18 protein-coding genes are annotated in these 20509 nt (G+C 54.3%); 8 read left to right on the top strand and 10 right to left on the bottom strand.

Annotated elements, in window-relative coordinates; all coding sequences use genetic code 11:
* The first annotated feature begins 69 nt into the window (after positions 1–69).
* The 3 genes from nrdA to yfaE all read left to right on the top strand — a co-directional run bounded on the left by nrdA (position 70) and on the right by yfaE (position 3854).
* Complete coding sequence (gene nrdA / locus AB7E14_RS05810; RefSeq protein ID WP_044258561.1) at positions 70–2355, top strand: class 1a ribonucleoside-diphosphate reductase subunit alpha; 2286 nt, start codon at positions 70–72, stop codon at positions 2353–2355.
* Positions 2356–2469: 114 nt separating this feature from the next.
* A complete protein-coding gene (gene nrdB / locus AB7E14_RS05815; protein ID WP_042317865.1) occupies positions 2470–3600 on the top strand; it encodes a class Ia ribonucleoside-diphosphate reductase subunit beta in 1131 nt (376 codons plus the stop codon).
* On the top strand, positions 3600–3854 hold the full coding sequence (gene yfaE, locus AB7E14_RS05820; RefSeq protein WP_316962487.1) for a ferredoxin-like diferric-tyrosyl radical cofactor maintenance protein YfaE: 255 nt from the start codon (positions 3600–3602) through the stop codon (positions 3852–3854). The genes nrdB and yfaE overlap by 1 nt, the downstream gene beginning before the upstream one ends.
* A gap of 6 nt (positions 3855–3860) precedes the next feature.
* Here yfaE and inaA read toward each other — a convergent pair whose 3' ends face one another.
* The 3 genes from inaA to glpT all read right to left on the bottom strand — a co-directional run bounded on the left by inaA (position 3861) and on the right by glpT (position 7166).
* Complete coding sequence (gene inaA / locus AB7E14_RS05825) at positions 3861–4511, bottom strand: lipopolysaccharide kinase InaA (protein ID WP_043000053.1); 651 nt, start codon at positions 4509–4511, stop codon at positions 3861–3863.
* Positions 4512–4726: 215 nt separating this feature from the next.
* Positions 4727–5803, bottom strand: coding sequence for a glycerophosphodiester phosphodiesterase (gene glpQ, locus AB7E14_RS05830; RefSeq protein WP_316962485.1), 1077 nt, complete (start codon positions 5801–5803; stop codon positions 4727–4729).
* Between the two features lie 4 nt (positions 5804–5807).
* Positions 5808–7166, bottom strand: coding sequence for a glycerol-3-phosphate transporter (gene glpT / locus AB7E14_RS05835; protein ID WP_044258558.1), 1359 nt, complete (start codon positions 7164–7166; stop codon positions 5808–5810).
* A gap of 273 nt (positions 7167–7439) precedes the next feature.
* On the opposite strand from glpT, the gene glpA reads away from it, so the two are divergent.
* The 4 genes from glpA (at position 7440) to AB7E14_RS05855 (ending at position 12601) form a co-directional block, all read left to right on the top strand.
* The gene (gene glpA / locus AB7E14_RS05840) at positions 7440–9068 is read left to right on the top strand and encodes an anaerobic glycerol-3-phosphate dehydrogenase subunit A (protein WP_316962484.1); all 1629 of its coding nucleotides are present in this window, start codon (positions 7440–7442) and stop codon (positions 9066–9068) included.
* Positions 9058–10317, top strand: coding sequence for a glycerol-3-phosphate dehydrogenase subunit GlpB (glpB, locus tag AB7E14_RS05845; RefSeq protein WP_316962483.1), 1260 nt, complete (start codon positions 9058–9060; stop codon positions 10315–10317). Before glpA ends, glpB begins: the two co-directional genes overlap by 11 nt.
* Positions 10314–11504, top strand: a complete 1191-nt coding sequence (gene glpC, locus AB7E14_RS05850; protein WP_043000049.1) for an anaerobic glycerol-3-phosphate dehydrogenase subunit GlpC — start codon at positions 10314–10316, stop codon at positions 11502–11504. The genes glpB and glpC overlap by 4 nt, the downstream gene beginning before the upstream one ends.
* Positions 11505–11686: 182 nt before the next feature.
* Entirely contained in the window at positions 11687–12601 is a 915-nt protein-coding gene (locus tag AB7E14_RS05855) for an Rpn family recombination-promoting nuclease/putative transposase (RefSeq protein WP_316962482.1), read from the top strand.
* 45 nt (positions 12602–12646) lie between these two features.
* On the opposite strand, the gene yfaU is transcribed toward AB7E14_RS05855, so the two are convergent.
* From yfaU to AB7E14_RS05885, 6 genes are all read right to left on the bottom strand, one after another.
* On the bottom strand, positions 12647–13450 hold the full coding sequence (gene yfaU / locus AB7E14_RS05860; protein ID WP_044258552.1) for a 2-keto-3-deoxy-L-rhamnonate aldolase: 804 nt from the start codon (positions 13448–13450) through the stop codon (positions 12647–12649).
* A gap of 25 nt (positions 13451–13475) precedes the next feature.
* A complete protein-coding gene (locus AB7E14_RS05865) occupies positions 13476–14765 on the bottom strand; it encodes an MFS transporter (protein WP_316962481.1) in 1290 nt (429 codons plus the stop codon).
* 56 nt (positions 14766–14821) lie between these two features.
* A complete protein-coding gene (gene rhmD / locus AB7E14_RS05870) occupies positions 14822–16027 on the bottom strand; it encodes an L-rhamnonate dehydratase (protein WP_046401879.1) in 1206 nt (401 codons plus the stop codon).
* A gap of 14 nt (positions 16028–16041) precedes the next feature.
* Complete coding sequence (locus AB7E14_RS05875; protein ID WP_316962480.1) at positions 16042–16824, bottom strand: IclR family transcriptional regulator; 783 nt, start codon at positions 16822–16824, stop codon at positions 16042–16044.
* Between the two features lie 212 nt (positions 16825–17036).
* Entirely contained in the window at positions 17037–18233 is a 1197-nt protein-coding gene (locus AB7E14_RS05880) for a nicotinamide mononucleotide deamidase-related protein YfaY (protein ID WP_102947985.1), read from the bottom strand.
* Between the two features lie 114 nt (positions 18234–18347).
* The gene (locus AB7E14_RS05885; protein ID WP_058586861.1) at positions 18348–18890 is read right to left on the bottom strand and encodes a YfaZ family outer membrane protein; all 543 of its coding nucleotides are present in this window, start codon (positions 18888–18890) and stop codon (positions 18348–18350) included.
* A 311-nt stretch (positions 18891–19201) separates the two neighbouring features.
* Here AB7E14_RS05885 and nudI point away from each other — a divergent pair, with 311 nt between their 5' ends.
* On the top strand, positions 19202–19627 hold the full coding sequence (gene nudI / locus AB7E14_RS05890; RefSeq protein ID WP_043000042.1) for a nucleoside triphosphatase NudI: 426 nt from the start codon (positions 19202–19204) through the stop codon (positions 19625–19627).
* Between the two features lie 48 nt (positions 19628–19675).
* Here the strand turns inward: nudI and AB7E14_RS05895 are convergent, their stop codons facing one another.
* Complete coding sequence (locus AB7E14_RS05895; protein WP_394804282.1) at positions 19676–20275, bottom strand: histidine phosphatase family protein; 600 nt, start codon at positions 20273–20275, stop codon at positions 19676–19678.
* Positions 20276–20509: the final 234 nt, after the last annotated feature.

The raw sequence follows: 20509 nt of genomic DNA on the forward strand, positions 1-20509 counted from the left end.
TTAGTCACAAGGTGGCATTGTGGATAATGCAGGGGATATTTTTTCTTTCACGGACAGGTAAAAAACCACATGAATCAGAGTCTGCTGGTGACAAAGCGTGATGGTAGTACAGAGCGCATCAATCTCGACAAAATCCATCGGGTTCTGGATTGGGCGGCAGAAGGACTGAATAACGTATCGATCTCTCAGGTCGAACTGCGCTCCCACATCCAGTTTTATGACGGTATCAAGACCTCCGATATCCATGAAACGATCATTAAAGCGGCGGCGGACCTGATCTCCCGCGATGCGCCGGATTATCAGTATCTGGCTGCGCGTCTGGCGATTTTCCATCTGCGTAAAAAAGCCTACGGCGAATTTGAACCGCCGAAACTGTTTGACCATGTGGTGAAAATGGTTGAAATGGGCAAATACGACAATCATCTGCTGGAAGACTACACGGAAGAAGAGTTCAAGCAGATGGACTCGTTCATCGTACACGACCGTGATATGACCTTCTCCTACGCCGCCGTTAAGCAGCTGGAAGGGAAATATCTGGTACAGAACCGTGTCACCGGTGAGATCTACGAAAGCGCCCAGTTCCTCTATATTCTGGTAGCAGCCTGCCTGTTCTCGAATTACCCGCGCGAAACCCGTCTGGAATACGTCAAACGTTTTTATGACGCGGTGTCGACGTTCAAAATTTCTCTGCCGACGCCGATCATGTCCGGCGTTCGTACCCCGACGCGTCAGTTCAGCTCTTGCGTGCTGATCGAGTGCGGCGACAGCCTGGACTCGATCAACGCCACCTCCAGCGCGATTGTGAAATACGTTTCCCAGCGTGCTGGTATCGGTATCAACGCCGGTCGTATCCGTGCGCTGGGCAGCCCGATTCGCGGCGGCGAAGCGTTCCACACCGGCTGTATCCCGTTCTACAAGCACTTCCAGACCGCCGTGAAATCCTGCTCTCAGGGCGGTGTACGCGGTGGTGCGGCCACGCTGTTCTACCCGATGTGGCATCTGGAAGTGGAAAGCCTGCTGGTATTGAAAAACAACCGTGGCGTGGAAGGCAACCGCGTGCGTCACATGGACTACGGCGTACAAATCAACAAACTGATGTACACCCGTCTGCTGAAAGGGGAAGACATTACCCTGTTCAGCCCGTCCGACGTCCCTGGCCTGTATGATGCGTTCTTCGCCGATCAGGACGAGTTCGAGCGTCTGTACACGAAATATGAGAAAGACGACAGCATCCGCAAACAGCGTGTCAAAGCCGTTGAACTGTTCTCGCTGATGATGCAGGAACGCGCCTCTACGGGTCGTATCTATATTCAGAACGTTGACCACTGCAACACCCATAGCCCGTTCGATCCGCAGGTCGCGCCGGTGCGCCAGTCCAACTTATGTCTGGAAATCGCGCTGCCAACCAAACCGCTGATGGATGTGAACGACGAAAACGGTGAAATCGCCCTGTGTACGCTCTCCGCGTTCAACCTGGGAGCAATAAACAGCCTCGAGGAACTGGAAGAGCTGGCGGTACTGGCCGTTCGTGCCCTTGATGCGCTGTTAGATTATCAGGACTACCCGATCCCGGCCGCCAAACGTGGTGCGATGGGGCGTCGTACGCTGGGTATTGGCGTGATTAACTACGCTTACTATCTGGCGAAGCACGGCGTACGTTACTCCGACGGTAGCGCCAACAACCTGACGCACAAAACGTTTGAAGCCATTCAGTACTATCTGCTGAAGGCCTCTAACGAACTGGCGATTGAACAAGGCGCCTGCCCATGGTTTAACGAAACCACCTACGCACAGGGTATTCTGCCGATCGATACTTACAAGAAAGATCTGGATGCCATCACCAGTGAACCGCTGCATCATGACTGGGAAGCGCTTCGTGAGTCCATCAAGACCCACGGTCTGCGTAACTCAACGCTCTCTGCCCTGATGCCGTCCGAGACCTCTTCGCAGATCTCGAACGCCACTAACGGTATTGAGCCGCCGCGCGGTTACGTCAGTATTAAAGCATCGAAAGACGGCATCCTGCGTCAGGTCGTGCCAGACTACGAGCACCTGGGCAACGCCTATGAGCTGCTGTGGGAAATGCCGGGGAATGACGGTTATCTGCAACTGGTCGGGATTATGCAGAAGTTTATCGATCAGTCGATTTCAGCCAACACCAATTACGATCCGTCGCGCTTCCCGTCCGGAAAAGTGCCGATGCAGCAGTTGCTCAAAGACCTGCTCACCGCCTATAAGTTCGGGGTCAAAACGCTGTATTATCAGAACACCCGCGACGGCGCGGAAGATGCCCAGGACGATCTGGTGCCATCCATTCAGGACGATGGCTGCGAAAGCGGCGCATGTAAGATTTAATCTGTTGCTGGATGGCGGCGAAAAGCCTCATCCGGCCTACAAAATCAATCGGATGTTGTAGGCCGGATAAGCGAAGCGCCATCCGGCATTACACAGCTGACAGGACTCACTTCAATGGCATACACCACATTTTCACAGACGAAAAACGATCAACTGCTGGAGCCGATGTTTTTTGGTCAGCCGGTTAACGTGGCCCGCTACGATCAGCAAAAATATGACATCTTCGAAAAGCTGATCGAAAAACAACTCTCCTTCTTCTGGCGTCCTGAAGAGGTTGACGTTTCACGCGACCGCATCGACTACCAGGCGCTGCCAGAGCATGAAAAACACATTTTTATCAGCAATCTGAAGTACCAGACGCTGCTGGATTCTATTCAGGGGCGTAGCCCGAACGTGGCACTGCTGCCGCTGATCTCCATTCCGGAACTGGAAACCTGGGTCGAAACCTGGGCCTTCTCCGAGACCATTCACTCGCGCTCTTACACCCATATCATTCGTAATATCGTTAACGATCCGGCTATTGTGTTTGATGACATCGTCACCAACGAGCAGATCCAGAAACGTGCGGAAGGCATTTCCAGCTATTACGATGAGCTGATTGAGATGACCAGCTACTGGCACCTGCTGGGCGAAGGGACGCACACCGTGAACGGCAAAACCGTCACCGTGAACCTGCGTGCGCTGAAGAAAAAACTGTATCTGTGCCTGATGAGCGTCAACGCGCTGGAAGCAATCCGCTTCTACGTCAGCTTCGCCTGCTCATTCGCTTTCGCCGAGCGTGAACTGATGGAAGGCAACGCTAAAATCATTCGCCTGATTGCCCGTGACGAAGCGCTGCACTTGACTGGCACTCAGCACATGCTGAACCTGCTGCGCAGCGGCGTTGACGATCCGGAAATGGCGGAAATTGCCGAAGAGTGTAAGCAGGAGTGCTATGACCTGTTTGTGCAGGCCGCCCTGCAGGAAAAAGAGTGGGCAGACTATCTGTTCCGCGACGGTTCAATGATCGGCCTGAACAAAGACATTCTGTGCCAGTACGTCGAATACATCACCAACATTCGTATGCAGGCGGTCGGTCTGGATCTGCCGTTCCAGACCCGTTCCAACCCGATCCCGTGGATCAACACCTGGCTGGTGTCCGATAACGTTCAGGTGGCCCCGCAGGAAGTGGAAGTGAGTTCTTATCTGGTCGGGCAGATCGACTCTGAAGTCGATACCGACGATCTGAGTAACTTCCAGCTCTGATGGGACGCGTCACGCTGCGCATCACTGGCACACAGTTGCTGTGCCAGGATGAACACCCTTCCCTGCTCGCCGCGCTTGAATCGCACAACGTTGAAGTGGAATATCAGTGCCGCGAAGGCTATTGCGGCTCTTGCCGCTGCCGTCTGATTGCAGGTCAAGTGGACTGGATCGCCGAGCCGTTAGCATTCATTCAGCCCGGCGAAATTTTGCCCTGCTGTTGCAGGGCAAAAGGCGACATCGAAATTGAGATGTAGCGCGCGTTACAGCGCGTAGTAATACGCTTTCACCTGTTCCCAGTCCGCTTTCGGGATGGGACTCAGGTACTTCTCAAGCTGAGAGAAGTCATGGTGCGCCGCTTTATGGCGGCGCAAACGACGACGGCTTTTTTCCAGATCTAAAAACCCGGCTTCTACCGTCCCTTCCGTTTTCACATAGATATGTCTTACGTAGCAGCAACCGTGCTGACGATTGACGCTGTGCATCTTTTTAAAGGCCAGCGCGACCGCGTTTAGCATTGCATCACGCACCTCATCAGGATACGGCGTCACTGCATGCTGTTTATACCACTCCTCGATGCTCACAAAACCTTTCATATCTTCGGTGATCAGCAGCGCACGCCACTCACCGTTAACTTTTGTCGCGTTGCCATAGACAATTTTCGGCACGATAACGCCCGCGCGGGCCAGTTCGTTGATCACCTCGATTTCGCGCACAATTGTCGGACGTCCGAAAGGATAGCGTACCGAGTGAAACAGGTGTTGTGTCATCCGCTTCACATACAATTTCTTCCCGTCACGTTCGATGCATTGCACACCGCTCATCCCTTTGCGTCGATAATTCGGTTCTTCGACCCAATCGCCTTCCGTTGCCCACCAGCTCTCAAACTCATCCTGCACTGCTGCCTGCGCCATTCTGACCATCCGTTACAGTAACGACATAAATTATTTATCGAACAAATATAAATCTTCTTCTTAAGGAAATCTTAAGAAATTCATGATCGGCTACGGACTTCTTGATCTGACGTGTGCTTTTTTGCATTAAACCGGCAGGAAAAGAGATAAAAAAACTGCACCTTACTCAGCGGTTGCCCGCCTTTGGGGTGCAGTGGAGAGGGATAACGCGGTTGTTACTCTTTACGTAAGAACATCACCGCTTTGTCGGGGAAGTCGGTGAACAGCCCGTCCACGCCCGCTTTGTTGTAGAGGATGTCATACAGCTGATTTACATCCGTCGTGTACTCCGGCAACTGATCGGCGCGCACCGTATAAGGATGAACCGTCATCTTATTCTGGTGGGCCTCTTTCACCATATCTGTCAGGACGATATTGCCTTTCGTCGACTTCTCGTCAATCAGCATGTGGTAATCCGGACCGATGCCGTCCGCATATTCCGCCACCTGTTTCATCGCCCCAGGTTTGAACATCCAGTCGTAGTTGTAATTGACCCAACTGCCGTCCGGCTGCTTCTCCTGGGTTTCATTCCAGTCGGTATAGGCAATCAACTGCACCAGGTTCAGATCCATCCCCATTTTAGGTTCCAGCTCATTTTTGATGCGCTTGAGTTCTGCTACATCAAAACTTTGCAGATAGACTTTGTCCTGCTTGTCGCTGTAACCGTACTGTTTCAGCACTTCCAGAGTCTTCGTCGCAATGTCCTTCCCTTCCTGATGATGGAACCACGGCGCTTTGATCTCCGGATAGATACCGATGTTCTTGCCGGTAGAATGGTTCAGTCCCTGAACAAACTCGATCTCTTCAGCAAAGGTATGCACGCGGAAATCCGATTTACCCATCGGGAAACGCCCAGGATAGGTTTGCACCTTCTTGCCATTTTCCAGATAAAACCCTTCGGTAAATTTCAGAGATTTGATTTCGTCCAGCGTAAAGTCGATGGCGTAATAACGACCGTCTTTGCGTGCACGATCCGGAAAACGCTCGGCGACATCCGTCACGCGATCAAGATAGTGGTCATGCAGGACGACCAGTTGGTCGTCTTTGGTCATCACCAGATCCTGTTCCAGATAATCCGCCCCCTGCGCGTAGGCCATTGCTTTCGCGGGCAGCGTATGTTCCGGTAGGTAGCCGCTCGCGCCACGGTGGGCAATCACAACTTTATCCGTGTTGCTGGCGGCCAGGGCATGACTTCCCATTACCGCGCCCGCCATCATCAGCGTCAGGCTCAGGTTTTTCAGTGTTTTTTTCATTCACTTAGCCCCCGTTGCGTTTCAGTTGCATCTCAGCATGGTGGCGTTTTTCGCCGATCATCACCACAATCAACAGAATCACCGCCAGAATGCTGCCGCCGATCATCACCATGAAACCGCCGTCCCAGCCGAAGAAGTCCACGGTGTAGCCGACGATGGCGCTGGCCGCCACGGAACCGCCGAGGTAACCAAACAGGCCGGTAAAGCCCGCTGCCGTCCCTGCGGCTTTTTTCGGTGCCAGTTCCAGCGCATGCAAACCAATCAGCATCACCGGACCGTAAATCAGGAAGCCGATCACAATCATACAAACCATATCGACGGTCGGGTTACCTGCCGGGTTCATCCAGTAAACGATGGTAGCGATCGTCACCAGGGTCATAAAGAACACACCGGTCGCGCCACGGTTACCACGGAACACTTTGTCCGACATCCAGCCGCACAGCAGCGTGCCAGGGATCCCTGCATATTCATAGAAGAAGTAGGCCCAGGAGGATTTATCCAGCGCAAAGTGCTTCACTTCTTTCAGATAGGTTGGAGACCAGTCGAGAATGCCGTAACGCAGCAGATAAACGAACACGTTCGCAATCGCGATGTACCACAACAGTTTATTCGGCAGAACGTACTGCATGAAGATCTGCTTCGCGGTCAGCTCTTCTTCCGCTTTCTCGTTGTAGTCGTCCGGATAGTCGTTTTTGTACTCTTCGATGGGCGGCAGGCCACAGGATTGCGGCGTATCACGCATCAGCGCGAAAGCGAAAATAGCCACCAGAATGGCGCCGAACGCTGGCATATACAGGGCAGCTTTCCAGTCGTTAAACCAGGCCATCCCGAGCAGGAACAGCAGCGGAGGAATCCCGCCACCGACGTTATGCGCACAGTTCCAGACGGAGACAATCCCGCCACGTTCCTTCTGCGACCACCAGTGCACCATGGTGCGTCCGCACGGCGGCCAGCCCATTCCCTGGAACCATCCGCAGAGGAACAACAGCACGAACATAATGGCAATGCTCGATGTCGCCCACGGTACAAAGCCCATGAACAGCATCACTGCCGCGGCCAGAATCAGACCGGCAGGCAGGAAAACGCGCGGATTCGAGCGATCCGAAACCGACCCCATGATGAATTTCGAAAATCCGTAGGCAATAGAGATCCCCGACAAGGCAAAACCTAAATCACCGCGTGAAAACCCCTGCTCGACCAGGTAAGGCATTGCAAGGGCAAAGTTCTTGCGCACCAGATAGTACGCGGCATAGCCAAAGAATATCCCCAGGAATATTTGCCAGCGAAGCCGGCGGTATGTCGGATCGATCTCCGCTGCAGGCAAGCGAGCTTTATGCGCCGCTGGTTTAAAAATACTCAACATAATGTAGCCTCCGTGGCCCGTCTTTTATAAGTAGTAAACACCGCAGGTGGTACACGCAACCCCCGCTGCTTCCAGTGTTGGTCGCGATGTTATGCAAAGATACATGCCGTGAATGTGAATTACAGCACATATTGTTACAGATTTATGATGAATGTTCAGAAAGGCGCACGAAATCACGTTTCATTTTCGAATCATGAGCGAATATGCGCGAAATCAAACAAACCATGCTTTTTATGTGGCTAAATGATAAAAAACGAACTGTGAGGGAAAACAATGAAAACTCGCGACTCGCAAACCAGTGACGTGATTATCATTGGGGGTGGTGCCACTGGCGCAGGGATTGCCCGCGACTGCGCGCTGCGTGGACTCCGTGTTATTTTAGTCGAGCGTCATGATATTGCGACCGGAGCGACCGGTCGTAACCACGGGCTGCTGCACAGCGGCGCGCGTTATGCGGTGACTGACGCCGAATCTGCCCGCGAATGCATCAGCGAAAACCAAATTCTGAAACGTATCGCCCGCCACTGCGTTGAGCCGACGGACGGTCTGTTTATTACCCTGCCCGAAGATGAGCTTTCCTTTCAGGCCACCTTTATCCGTGCCTGTGAAGAAGCGGGCATTCGGGCAGAAGCGATCGATCCGCAACAGGCGCGGATTATCGAACCGTCGGTGAACCCACAGCTGATCGGCGCGGTCAAAGTGCCGGACGGAACGGTCGATCCGTTCCGCCTGACTGCAGCCAACATGCTTGATGCGAAAGAGCACGGTGCCATTATCCTGACCGCCCACGAAGTGACGGGGTTGATCCGTGAAGGCGCGACCGTTAGCGGTGTCCATGTGCGCAACCATCTCAATGGCGAAACGCAAACGCTGCATGCGCCGGTGGTGGTGAACGCCGCGGGGATCTGGGGACAGCGGATCGCGGAATATGCCGATTTGAGTATCCGCATGTTCCCGGCGAAAGGGTCGCTGCTCATTATGGACCACCGCATCAACCAGCACGTCATTAACCGCTGCCGCAAGCCTTCCGACGCCGATATTCTGGTACCCGGCGATACCATTTCGCTGATTGGCACCACCTCAACCCACATTGATTACAATGATATCGACAGCAATCGCGTCACCGCCGATGAGGTCGATATTCTGCTGCGCGAAGGTGAAAAGCTGGCGCCGATCATGGCGAAAACGCGCATTCTGCGCGCCTACTCCGGGGTGCGTCCACTGGTGGCAAGCGATGACGATCCCAGCGGTCGTAACGTCAGTCGCGGCATTGTGCTGTTCGAGCACGCGAAACGCGACGGCCTGGACGGGTTTATCACGATTACCGGCGGCAAACTGATGACTTATCGTCTAATGGCGGAATGGGCCACCGACGCGGTCTGCCGGAAACTGGGTAACACGCGTCCTTGCATCACTGCAGACACGCCGCTACCGGGCTCGCAGGAACCCACGGAAAGCACGCTGAAGCGCGTGATCTCTCTGCCAGCCCCACTGCGGGGCTCCGCGGTGTATCGCCACGGCGACCGTACGCCAGCATGGCTGAGTCATGGTCGTCAGCACCGCAGTCTGGTCTGTGAATGTGAAGCCGTCACCGCGGGTGAAGTGCAGTACGCCGTCGAAAATTTAAACGTCAACAGCCTGCTTGATCTCCGTCGTCGCACCCGCGTGGGGATGGGCACCTGTCAGGGTGAACTCTGCGCCTGCCGTGCCGCCGGGTTGCTGCAACGCTTTAACATCACCACCGCTGCGCAGTCCATTACCCAGTTGTCAGACTTCCTCAACGAACGCTGGAAAGGCGTACAACCGATCGCCTGGGGTGATGCCCTGCGCGAAAGCGAATTTACCCGCTGGGTATACCAGGGATTATGTGGTCTGGAAAAGGAGCCTCGCGATGAGATTTGATACGGTCATAATGGGCGGCGGTCTTGCCGGACTGCTGTGCGGACTGCAGTTGCAAAAGAGCGGATTACGCTGTGCGGTGGTCACTCGCGGTCAGAGCGCGCTGCACTTCTCTTCCGGCTCGCTGGATCTGCTCAGCGCGCTACCGGACGGGCAACCAGTGAATGACATCACTGCCGGTCTGGACGCCCTGCGCGAACAGGCCCCAACACATCCCTACGCCACGCTGGGTACGCAACGCGTTCTGACACTCGCTGAACAGACACAGGCGCTGCTGGAAGCCTCCTGCGCGCATTTGCAAGGCGAGGTTCGGCAGTCACATCAGCGGGTCACCCCGCTCGGCACACTGCGTTCGACCTGGCTCAGTTCACCGGAAGTCCCTGTCTGGCCGCTGGCGGCAAAACGCCTTTGTGTGGTGGGCATTAGCGGCTTACTCGATTTTCAGGCGCACCTGGCGGCGGCCTCTTTACGTCAACACGATCTGACGGTTGAAACCGCCGAAATCGACCTGCCGGAACTGGACGTGTTGCGTGACAACGCCACCGAATTTCGGGCGGTGAATATTGCGCGTTTTCTGGATAACGAAGATAAATGGCCCTTGTTGTATGACGCGCTGTTGCCGATCGCAAAAACCTGCGAAATGATCATCATGCCCGCCTGCTTTGGTCTGGCGGATGACCGCCTCTGGCGCTGGCTCAACGAGCGTCTGCCATGCTCGCTCATGCTACTGCCTACGCTACCGCCATCGGTGCTGGGGATCCGTCTGCATAACCAGTTGCAGCGTCAGTTCGTCCGTCAGGGCGGGATCTGGATGCCAGGCGATGAGGTGAAGAAAGTCACCTGCAAAAATGGCGTGGTGAGCGAAATCTGGACGCGCAACCACGCGGACATTCCGCTACGCCCGCGTTTCGCGGTGCTTGCCAGCGGGAGTTTCTTTAGCAGCGGCCTGCTTGCCGAACGTGAAGGGATCCGCGAACCGATTCTGGGACTGGATGTTCAGCAAACGGCGACCCGCGCCGAATGGTATCAACGAGATTTCTTTGACGCGCAACCCTGGCAACAGTTTGGCGTCAGCACTGATGAGGCGCTGCGCCCGTCGTTGGCCGGACAAACCGTAGACAACCTCTATGCTATTGGCTCGGTTCTCGGCGGATTCGACCCCATTGCCCAGGGATGCGGAGGCGGCGTCTGCGCAGTCACCGCGTTACATGCCGCCCATCACATTGCAGCACGTGCAGGAGGTGAGCAATGAGCGATACGAGTTTTGAAAGTTGCATCAAATGCACGGTGTGTACTACCGCCTGTCCGGTCAGCCGTGTGAATCCAGGTTACCCGGGCCCCAAACAGGCCGGTCCCGACGGTGAGCGCCTGCGTCTGAAAGATGGCGCGCTGTACGACGACGCGCTGAAATATTGCATTAACTGCAAACGCTGCGAAGTGGCCTGCCCGTCTGACGTCAAAATCGGCGATATCATTCAGCGTGCGCGGGCAAAATATGACACCTCCACCCCGTCGCTGCGTAACTTTATCTTAAGCCACACCGACCTGATGGGCAGTGTTTCCACCCCGTTCGCGCCGGTGGTCAACACGGCAACATCACTGAAACCGGTGCGCCAGTTGCTCGATTACGCGCTGAAAATCGACCATCGCCGGACGTTGCCAAAATACTCTTTCGGCACCTTCCGCCGCTGGTATCGCAGCGTGGCGGCCCAGCAGGCGCAGTACAACGATCAGGTTGCCTTCTTCCACGGTTGTTTTGTGAATTACAACCATCCGCAGCTCGGCAAAGATTTGATCAAAGTGCTGAACGCGATGGGCACCGGCGTTCAGTTATTGAGTAAAGAGAAGTGCTGCGGCGTGCCGCTGATTGCCAACGGGTTCACCGACAAGGCGCGTAAACAGGCGGTAACTAACGTCGAATCACTGCGTGAAGCGATTGGCGTGAAGGGGATTCCGGTCATTGCCACTTCCTCGACCTGTACTTTTGCACTGCGTGACGAGTATCCGGAAGTGCTGGACGTCGACAACAGCGGTCTGCGGGAACATATCGAACTGGCAACCCGCTGGCTGTGGCGAAAACTGGACGAAGGAAAAACCCTGCCGCTGAAGCCGTTACCGTTAAAAGTGGTGTATCACACGCCGTGCCATATGGAAAAAATGGGCTGGACGCTGTACACCCTTGAACTGTTACGCCGCATTCCGGGGCTGGAACTCACGGTGCTGGATTCTCAGTGCTGCGGAATAGCTGGTACCTACGGCTTTAAAAAAGAGAACTATCCTACCTCGCAAGCCATCGGCGCACCGCTGTTTAAACAGATTGAAGACAGCGGCGCGGATATTGTGGTGACCGACTGCGAGACCTGCAAATGGCAAATCGAGATGTCCACCAGCAAACGCTGCGAACATCCGATCACCCTGTTGGCGAAAGCATTAGGCTAAATGACTCGCCCGGCGGCACGGTGCCCCGGGCGTTTTTGCGTTTAGCCTTCCACAAAATTGAATACGTTACCGTCGTACGTATTTATCTCCCGTCCCTCTTCGCAAAGACTGAATTTCGGGCATGCAGCCCTTAATGTAACCTCGTATCGTCACGTCACTGGATTCTTTGGTGACGGACAACCATGGCGAAATCAACGACGTCAACACCGTACGATGCCGTGTTTAAAAAGATGATGACCCATCCTGAAATTGCGCAGGATTTTCTTAAGATTCATCTTCCTGAGTCATTATGCAAACTTTGCGAGTTAACCACGCTCAAACTGGAATCCACCACCTTCATTGAAGACGACCTGAGAACCTACTATTCCGATGTTTTGTGGTCGCTGAAAACACGCGAGGGTGAGGGTTACATTTACTGCGTTATCGAACATCAGAGTACCGCCGTGCCGCACATGGCCTTTCGTTTGATGCGCTATGCCACTGCCGCGATGCAACACCACCTTGATAGCGGAAATAAAACCCTGCCGCTGGTGATCCCGATGCTGTTTTATCATGGCGAACAAAGCCCATACCCTTTCTCACTGAACTGGCTGGACGAATTTAACGACCCACAGCTGGCGCGGCAACTCTACACGGAAGCCTTTCCACTGGTCGATATCACGGTCATCTCTGACGACGAAATCATGCAGCATAAGCGCATAGCTCTGCTGGAACTGATGCAAAAACATATCCGCGATCGTGATTTGATGGGGCTGGTTGACCGACTGGTCACGCTGTTAATTACAGGTACTGCTAATGACAGCCAGTTGCATACACTGTTTAATTATCTGGTGCAGTACGGCGATGTGTCCCGCTTCAGTGACTTTATCCGTAACGTCGCTGAGCGAGTTCCCCATCACAAGGAGAAATTGATGACGATTGCAGAAAGGCTTCGGCAGGAAGGCCACCATACGGGATTGCAGGAAGGCAGGCAAAAAGGCACCAGGGAGGAGGCATTACGTATCGCGCGGATGATGCTGAAGAGCGGGATCGAACGCGACAAGGTGTTGATGATAACCGGACTGTCACTCGACGATATCATTGCAAACAGTCCGTAAAGTCTGACAGATGGCCCGGCGGTGCAGCGCCGCCGGGCTATGGATTTAGTAACTGCTTTTCAGTTTCGGCATCGTCTGACCGGGCTTAAACATTGCCAGCCGCTGATCCAGCGCGTCGGTATATAACATAGTATCAACGCCCACGGCGACAAAGTTTGCCCCCCATTCCAGACATTTCTGCGCCATGAGCGGATCGACGGCGAGAAAACCCGCCGCTTTTCCGGCCGCACGAATGCGCTGGATGCTCTCTTTGATAATCCTCTGCACCTCCGGGTGCCCGCTGTTGTCCGGATACCCCAACGAAGCCGAAAGATCGGCGGGACCAATAAACACGCCGTCAATCCCGTCTACATCGAGGATCGCATCCAGATTATCCAGCGCGGCTTTACTTTCAACCTGCACCAGTAAACAAAGTGACTCATTGGCCTGCGCCATATAGTTTTCAATGCGTCCCCAGCGCGCTGCCCGCGCCACGCTGGCACCGACGCCGCGCTCCCCAACCGGCGGGTAACGGGTTGCAGCAACCACCTGCCGCGCCTGTTCTGCGCTATCGACCATCGGTATCAACAGCGTCTGCGCGCCGATATCCAGTACCTGCTTGATCAATGCCTTAGCGCCTTCTACCGGACGAATCACCGGCTGGCTGGCGTAAGGGGCTATCGCCTGCAACTGATGATAGAGATCCTGCATCGTGTTCGGCGCGTGTTCGCCGTCGATCAGCAGCCAGTCATAACCCGACGTCGCGGCAATTTCCGCCATATAAGAGGTAGTCGAACTCAGCCACAGTCCGATTTGTACTTCCCCTTTGCGGAGTGCGTCCTTAAAAGGGTTTGCTAACAATGCGTTCATAATGATCCTTACAACATGGATAAACTTATTGATGCGCAGCACCCGGTTGCGACGCGGGACGATTTACGCTCAGGGTGAAAATAATCAATGAGCCGATGATGGCGACGCCCGCCAGCGTCAACAGTCCTGCGGCATCGCTGGCAAACATCGTTTCTGCTTTAACACGCAGGATTGGCGCAATAAACCCGCCCACCGCACCAAACAGGTTCACGAAGCCGATCCCCGCCGCCAGCGCGGTGCCGGAAAGTAATTGCGTCGGCATGGTCCAGAACACCGGTTGTACGGCGATAAAACCGACAGCCGCTACGCAAAGCGCCAGAATCGCCACCACCGGAGACGCCAGCCCGGATACGCCGATGCCAATCCCCGCCGCCAGCAGCGTCAGCGCAGCGACATTACGACGTTCACCCGTACGGTCTGAGTAGCGAGGGATCAGCCAGGTCCCGAACAGTGCGGCAACCCATGGAATGGCAGTCACCACCGATGCCGTGAAGCCGACTTTGGTGCCCAGCAATGCAGCAACCTGAGTCGGCAGGAAGAAAATCAGTCCGTACACCGCCACCTGAATCGTCAGATAGGTAATCGCCAGTTGCCAGACGCGTCCGTTACGCAGGGCATCCGTCAGTTTTGACGTGGTCTTCTTCTCTTCTTCACTCGCCAGTTGGCTTATGAGCGCCGCTTTCTCTTCTGCGCTGAGGAAACGGGCCTGCTGCGGGGTATCATCCAGCCAGAAGAAGGTGAAGACCCCGGCACCAACTGCCAGCAAACCTTCGATAACGAACATCCAGAACCAGCCAGGATGCCCCATGAAACCGTGCATCTCCAGCAGCGCGCCGGACAGCGGCGATCCCAGCGTCAACGCCAGCGGCGCCCCCATGTAAAACAGCCCCATAATGCTGGCGCGGTTACGCTGCGGGAACCATTGCGAGGTGAGATAGATCATGCCGGGGAAGAAACCGGCTTCCGCCGCTCCCAGCAGGGTACGGATAATCAGGAATTTCGCCTCGGTATCCGCCCACGCCATCGCGGCGGAGAGGAATCCCCACAACAGCGTGGTGGTGCCAATCCAGGTTCGGGCCCCCAGCTTGCGCATCAACAGGTTAGCGGGCACGCCAAGAAAGGCGTAGACCACAAAGAAAATCCCCGCGCCAAGCGCATAGGCTTCGTTGCTCAGCCCGGTATCAATCTGATAGGTCTCTTTGGCAAAGCCAATGTTCGAACGGTCCAGAAACGCCAGTACATACAGTGCCAGCATAAATGGGATTAAACGTGCGCGGTTTTTCTTCACCACGCCGTCAAGAAGAGTGGTACTCATAGCAAGATCCTCAAAGAGATGAGGGCGTTGCCGACGCTGCGGCAACGCACAGGTCATTAGTGGCTATAAGGCCGTTTCAGATTGCAGTCGCGGTTAAGCTCCACGCCGAATCCTGGTTTATCCAGCACGGACTTATGAATGCGGCCCTGTACCGGTACCGGTTCATCAAGCAGAATCGGGTCAAACTGCGGACGCATGGTTGAGCAGTCCGGGCTGGTCATCAGGAACTCACTGAACGGCGTATTGGTGAAGGTAATCACCGCATGATGTGAGTAGACCGACGAGCCGTGCGGCACCACCAGTTGTCCGCGCGATTTCGCAATCGCAGCAATCTCGACCAGCGTGGTCAGGCCGCCGCACCAGCCGACATCCGGCTGCATGATATCGATGCCGGTTTCCGCCAGCGTACGGAAGGACTGCAGCGTGCCGTGGTGTTCACCGCTGGTGACCATCATGCCTGCCGGCGCATTGCGTTTCAGTTCGCGATAGCCTTCATACTGCTGTGGCGGTAAACACTCTTCGATCCACTTCAGGTTAGATGGCGCGCAGGCGTGAGCCAGCTTCGTGGCGTAATTCACGTCCTGACTCATCCAGCAGTCCAGCATCAACCAGAAATCCGGGCCGCACTTCTCACGCATCTCCGCCACCATCGCGGCATCTTTGCGGATCCCCGCATCGCCGTCGTGTGGTCCCCAGTGCGTCGGCATTTTGCCGCCAATGAAGCCCATCTCTTTTGCCAGATCCGGACGAGCGCCCGTGGCGTAAAACTGAATTTCATCGCGCACCGCGCCGCCCAGCAGTTTGTAGACCGGCAGGCCGACCACCTTGCCAAAAAGATCCCACAGCGCCAAATCAACGCAGGAGATGGTGTTCATCACCAGACCGCCAGAGCCTGAGTAATACATGGTCGCACCGAGCATCTGATCGTGAATGAGTTTGATATCGCTGACGCATTTTCCTTCGATAAAGCGATTGAGGTGTTTTTCAACAATAAAACACCCCATCTCCCCTGCCGTAGAGACCGCAAATCCCGTTTGTCCGTTTTCGGCTTCAACTTCGACAATCAACGTACCCAGCACGTTAATCCCAAAGGACTGGCGTGACTGTTCATATTCACGATATTTGCTCATCGGCGTGGCGATATGATCGTCAATCCAGTGATTCGCCCCCTGGTCATGATAATCACCGCCGCCAGCACCTTTTTCTGCGGTAGCGCCACCGGTAAACCAGGCGCGGACATGTTTAATTTTTGGTAGGGTCATGATGTTCTCCATTATTATGATGCGAGTGAATCGAAGGGACTTTTCCATCCCAACAGACGTGAAATATCTTTCGCGCAGGCAATGGCTTTCCCGGCAAGATAATCACGATTCTCTTCGTTGATTTCTAAGCGAGTGCCAACCACCGAAATGGCGGCGGCGGGTTCGTTATTGGCATTAAATACAGGGGCAGCAACACAGCGTACATCCGAATAATCCTCTCCGTTGTCGAAGCTCCAGCCGCGCTGACGGATGCGTTCCAGTTCATCGCTAAGTTGCTGAGGTTGGGTGATCGTGGTGGGGGTCGTCTGCTCCCACACCAGCTGTTCAATAATGGCGTTACGCACGGCGGCGGGCTGCCAGGCCAACAGGCACTTACCAATACCAGAGCGATACAACGAAAGGCTTTTCCCTTCGTGAGAGCGCACGCTGATGGTCGAAGACGATTCCACCTTCAGGATGTAATACGCGCTTTCATGGTCAATGATCCCCAAATGGCAGAGCAGCCCCGTTTCATCCATCAGTTGCGTCAGGCGTGGTCGCGCCAGTTCACGCAGATCCATTTTGCTGAGCGCATGGCCGGAAAGTTCCACCAGTTTGGTCCACAGACAAAAATTCTCCTGGTGATCGACACTGATAAACCGCTGACGCTTCAGTTCACTCAACAGCAGGTACGCCGTGCTTTTGGGAATACCCAGCGTTTCGATAATCGTGGCGGCGCTACAGGGGCCAATCCGCGCAATCAGATTGAGAATATCGATGGCGCGGGTGAGCGCCGGGACTTTGCTTGATTCCAACATACTGGACTCCAGTCTGAGATACTGGAATCAGTGTGATCGGTCGCGCCAGGTAAATTTGTGAAGCGCGTCATGTCGCGCCTTTCTTCCAGCAGAATGGAGAAATTACGTGCAGGAATGTGAGGTGACGCACGGATTTTTTCGTGGGGAGTACAATGGGTTGGACAAAAAAAGAATCAGCCCGAAAAACACAATGCCTTCGGGCGAGGTAAAGACTACAGCGTCAGGGATTCAACCACCTCAATCCAGCCGTGTTCGCTGGCAATATCCTGCTTGTTGAACCAGCGACGTAACATGTTTAGCGCCATCATCGCACAGACCTCCTGACGGACCAGCAGACTGTGACGGGTCACGCTGAAATGCACGCGCAGGGCAAACGTCCCGTCGGGGGTCGCCAGCGCAAAATTCAAGTGATCGTTTTCCAGCCCGGAGATCGCCAGCGCCAGTCCGGCGTAGTGGTTATCGCGCCGTTCTGTCGTCCAGTGCGCAGTCTGCGCTAGCGTCTCTTCCTGCGAAGGCACCACTTCACTGGCCAGCAGCGGCGCGCCCACGCGGGAGAGCTGCAGTGCCACCAACCCGCCGGTGAACTGCTCGCTCAGCGTCAGGCTGAGCTGCCTTTTCTGCAACTCGCGGGCGATTTGCAACGGAAGTCCCTCGGTACCTTCAAAAATCAGGCTTTGGCCGGCAACGCGTTTGACCTCCTGCCACAGACTGCGCATCGCTTCACGCTGGGCATACGGTCCGGTTAATTTCAGTTCGATAATCGGCATCGAAGAACGGTAACCCAGCGTCACCCCTTCCGGTAATGAAAGTGAGTCGAGGCTTTGCGCCAGATCGCTTTCCGAACGACCAAAGGTGGTCAGACGCAGGCACAGCGGCGGTTCGGTGAGAGAGAAGCGCTCGCGCAGACGCGGCAGGATCTCATGTTCTACCATCACCTTAAATTCTGACGGTACACCCGGCGTAAAGAATATCAGACAGCGATTAAGCTGTACCGCGAAACCACAGGCGGTGCCGACAGGATTATTGATGAATTCAGCGCTGGCGGGCAGTTCCGCCTGTTTGCGGTTGCTGGGCGCCATCACTCTGCCGCGCTCTCGGAAGAATCGTTCCATCTCGGCAAGCCAGGCTTCGTGCAGAACCAGCCCTTCCCCTTTCGCCGTCGCCGCAGCAAGCGCGCTGAGATCGTCACTGGTCGGCCCCAGTCCACCGTTGACGATCAGTACGTCAGCATGCTGACTCCGCTCGCGCAGAATGGCGACCAGGCAATCGAGGTTATCGCCCACCGTATTGCGACGGGTTAAGGGCAATCCCTGATTAAAGAAAAAATCGGCCAGCCAGGCTGCATTCGTGTCGACGATTTGCCCGTGCAACACTTCATCCCCGGTGGATAACATCTCCACGTTTAACATCGTGTTCTCCTGCTTTTATGATGAAAACACTATAACGCAAAGGGGGAAGTGGCGTGGTAGAGAAATATCAGGAAGGTAACAAAAGTGGCGCGGCAGAAGACCGCGCCACCAAAATCAGAAGCTGGCATTGACCCCAACATACGGGCCGTCTGCAATGGCGTTATCACGATTGCCGTCTTTACCCGCCAGGTTGAGGTAGCGATAACCCGCTTCGATGCTGAGCGGACGCATGATCGTCAGACGCGCGCCGGCATTCGCCTCTTCATAGCTCTGGATCCCGCTGGATAACGAGTCCGGTGAGTAGTAGTACTCGCCGAACAGGCGGAAACTGTCGCCTATTGGCCACTGTAATCCACCACCAACCGCAGCAGCATAGCCTTCATCACTGTCGTTCGGGTTGGTATAGACCCCTTTGCCGCCCACCGTCGCCATCAGCGGACCGAGCGGTAGATTTAGCCCCAGCCCCAGACCCGCGACGTCGCCGTCGTCATCGCTATGCATCCAGTTACCGCTCAGCGCCAGTCCCGTGGACTCGGTGCCAAAGCCGACGCCAACGTTGGTATATTCTTTACCCGCCTGTCCGCTGATGCTCATTGCACTCGCAGAGGAGGAAACGAACAGCATTCCCGCTATGCCAAATAATACGCTTTTTTTCATTTTTACCCTTTCCAGCAAGCAAATACGTAAAGTTCCCCAAAGCCGCAGGATTGTACTGCCAGCGCTAAAGGAATCAATGAGCTAAAAAAGCGATCGTGCAGCATTTTGTAACTAAATAATACCGTTCAGAGGCAAGAAGAGTCTCGTTAACCCTCTTTACCGTCCGGAAAAGCGCCAGGATACTATTTTTTATTCATAGCAATCCATCAAAGTACATTTCTCATATGAATAGAAAATAAACATTTTCTCCCCTGTTGCCAGGGGATAAACTTTTCCCTGCTAACACTCCCTCTGCTTCAAGGAACATTACCGTGCGTCAAAGGACTATTGTTTGCCCCTTAATACAGAATGCTGGAAGTTATCTCCTGTGCCAGATGGCCGACGACCGGGGCGTTTTCCCGGGCCAATGGGCACTGTCTGGTGGTGGCGTTGAACCAGGGGAACGCATTGAAGAGGCCCTGCGCCGTGAGATTCGCGAAGAACTGGGTACTGAGTTGGTTCTGACTGATATCAAACCCTGGACCTTCAGCGATGATATCCGTACCAAAACCTACCCCGATGGCCGTCAGGAAGAGATTTATATGATTTACCTGATTTTCGACTGCATCGCTGCCAATCGTGAGGTGCATATCAATGACGAGTTTCAGGCGTTTGCCTGGGTCAAGCCGGAAGATTTAGCGAAATACGATCTGAACGTTGCGACGGTGAAAACCTTAACACTGAAAGGGTTATTGTAATATTTGATGACAGCCATTACAGCTGTCATTCTTTATTCATAATAGGGGTTAGAGTGATACCAGTTTACCATCAAGGAATAATTTTCCCTTATCGACATGCATCACCAGGCCGTCCAGATAATCCGGGGTCAATTTTACACCCCGCATATTTTTTGCCAGATATGTCAAACAATGATTGTGGGTAAAAATTACCACATCTTTATTTTCCGACTTATTGGCTAAACGCTCAATGGCCTGATAAGTCCCCCGTCCACAGGCATGCATGCCTTTATCTACCGTCAGTTTTTTATCTGCAGAAAACCAGGTCGCTGACTGAATGGTGCGTACCGTATCGCTGGCATACAAATCGTAGTCTTTTATCTCTTTACCAAACGCGGCACCCAACGCACGGGCTTGCTTCGCGCCATGCTCGGTAATGCCGGTTTTATCCGACAGGCAGAGATTGTCTGACCTGTCGCAGCGCTCGGCATGACGAAACAACACCACCACCGGATGCTGTTTTGCCAGTACCGCCAGGGTACGGGAATCGATTCGCGGCAATCCGTTACTACTCCAGGCGAAATGGCTGCCCAGCCCTACCATTATCACCAGCGCCGATAACAGAATAACCGTATATTTTTTGGATTTAATGAAATATTGGGACACGATAAATACAGTAAACTCCACCCGTTACCGGCGAACAGAAATATCACTTTGCGGCGTACCGCTTAATCAAAGACATGATCATTTAAGTGGGCAAAATGCCCGAAAACCCTGGCCAATGCAAATGCAATATAGAGAAAAAAGGATATATTTTCTTAACGTTAAGTTCTTAAGGTTAAATTAATATTCAGCCACTATTATTTGGCTCTAACTGGATAATCCTCATTTGTCCTCCTGTGT

It is taken from the genome of Citrobacter sp., assembly GCF_050252275.1.
GTDB classification, from domain to species: Bacteria; Pseudomonadota; Gammaproteobacteria; order Enterobacterales; family Enterobacteriaceae; genus Citrobacter_A; species Citrobacter_A amalonaticus.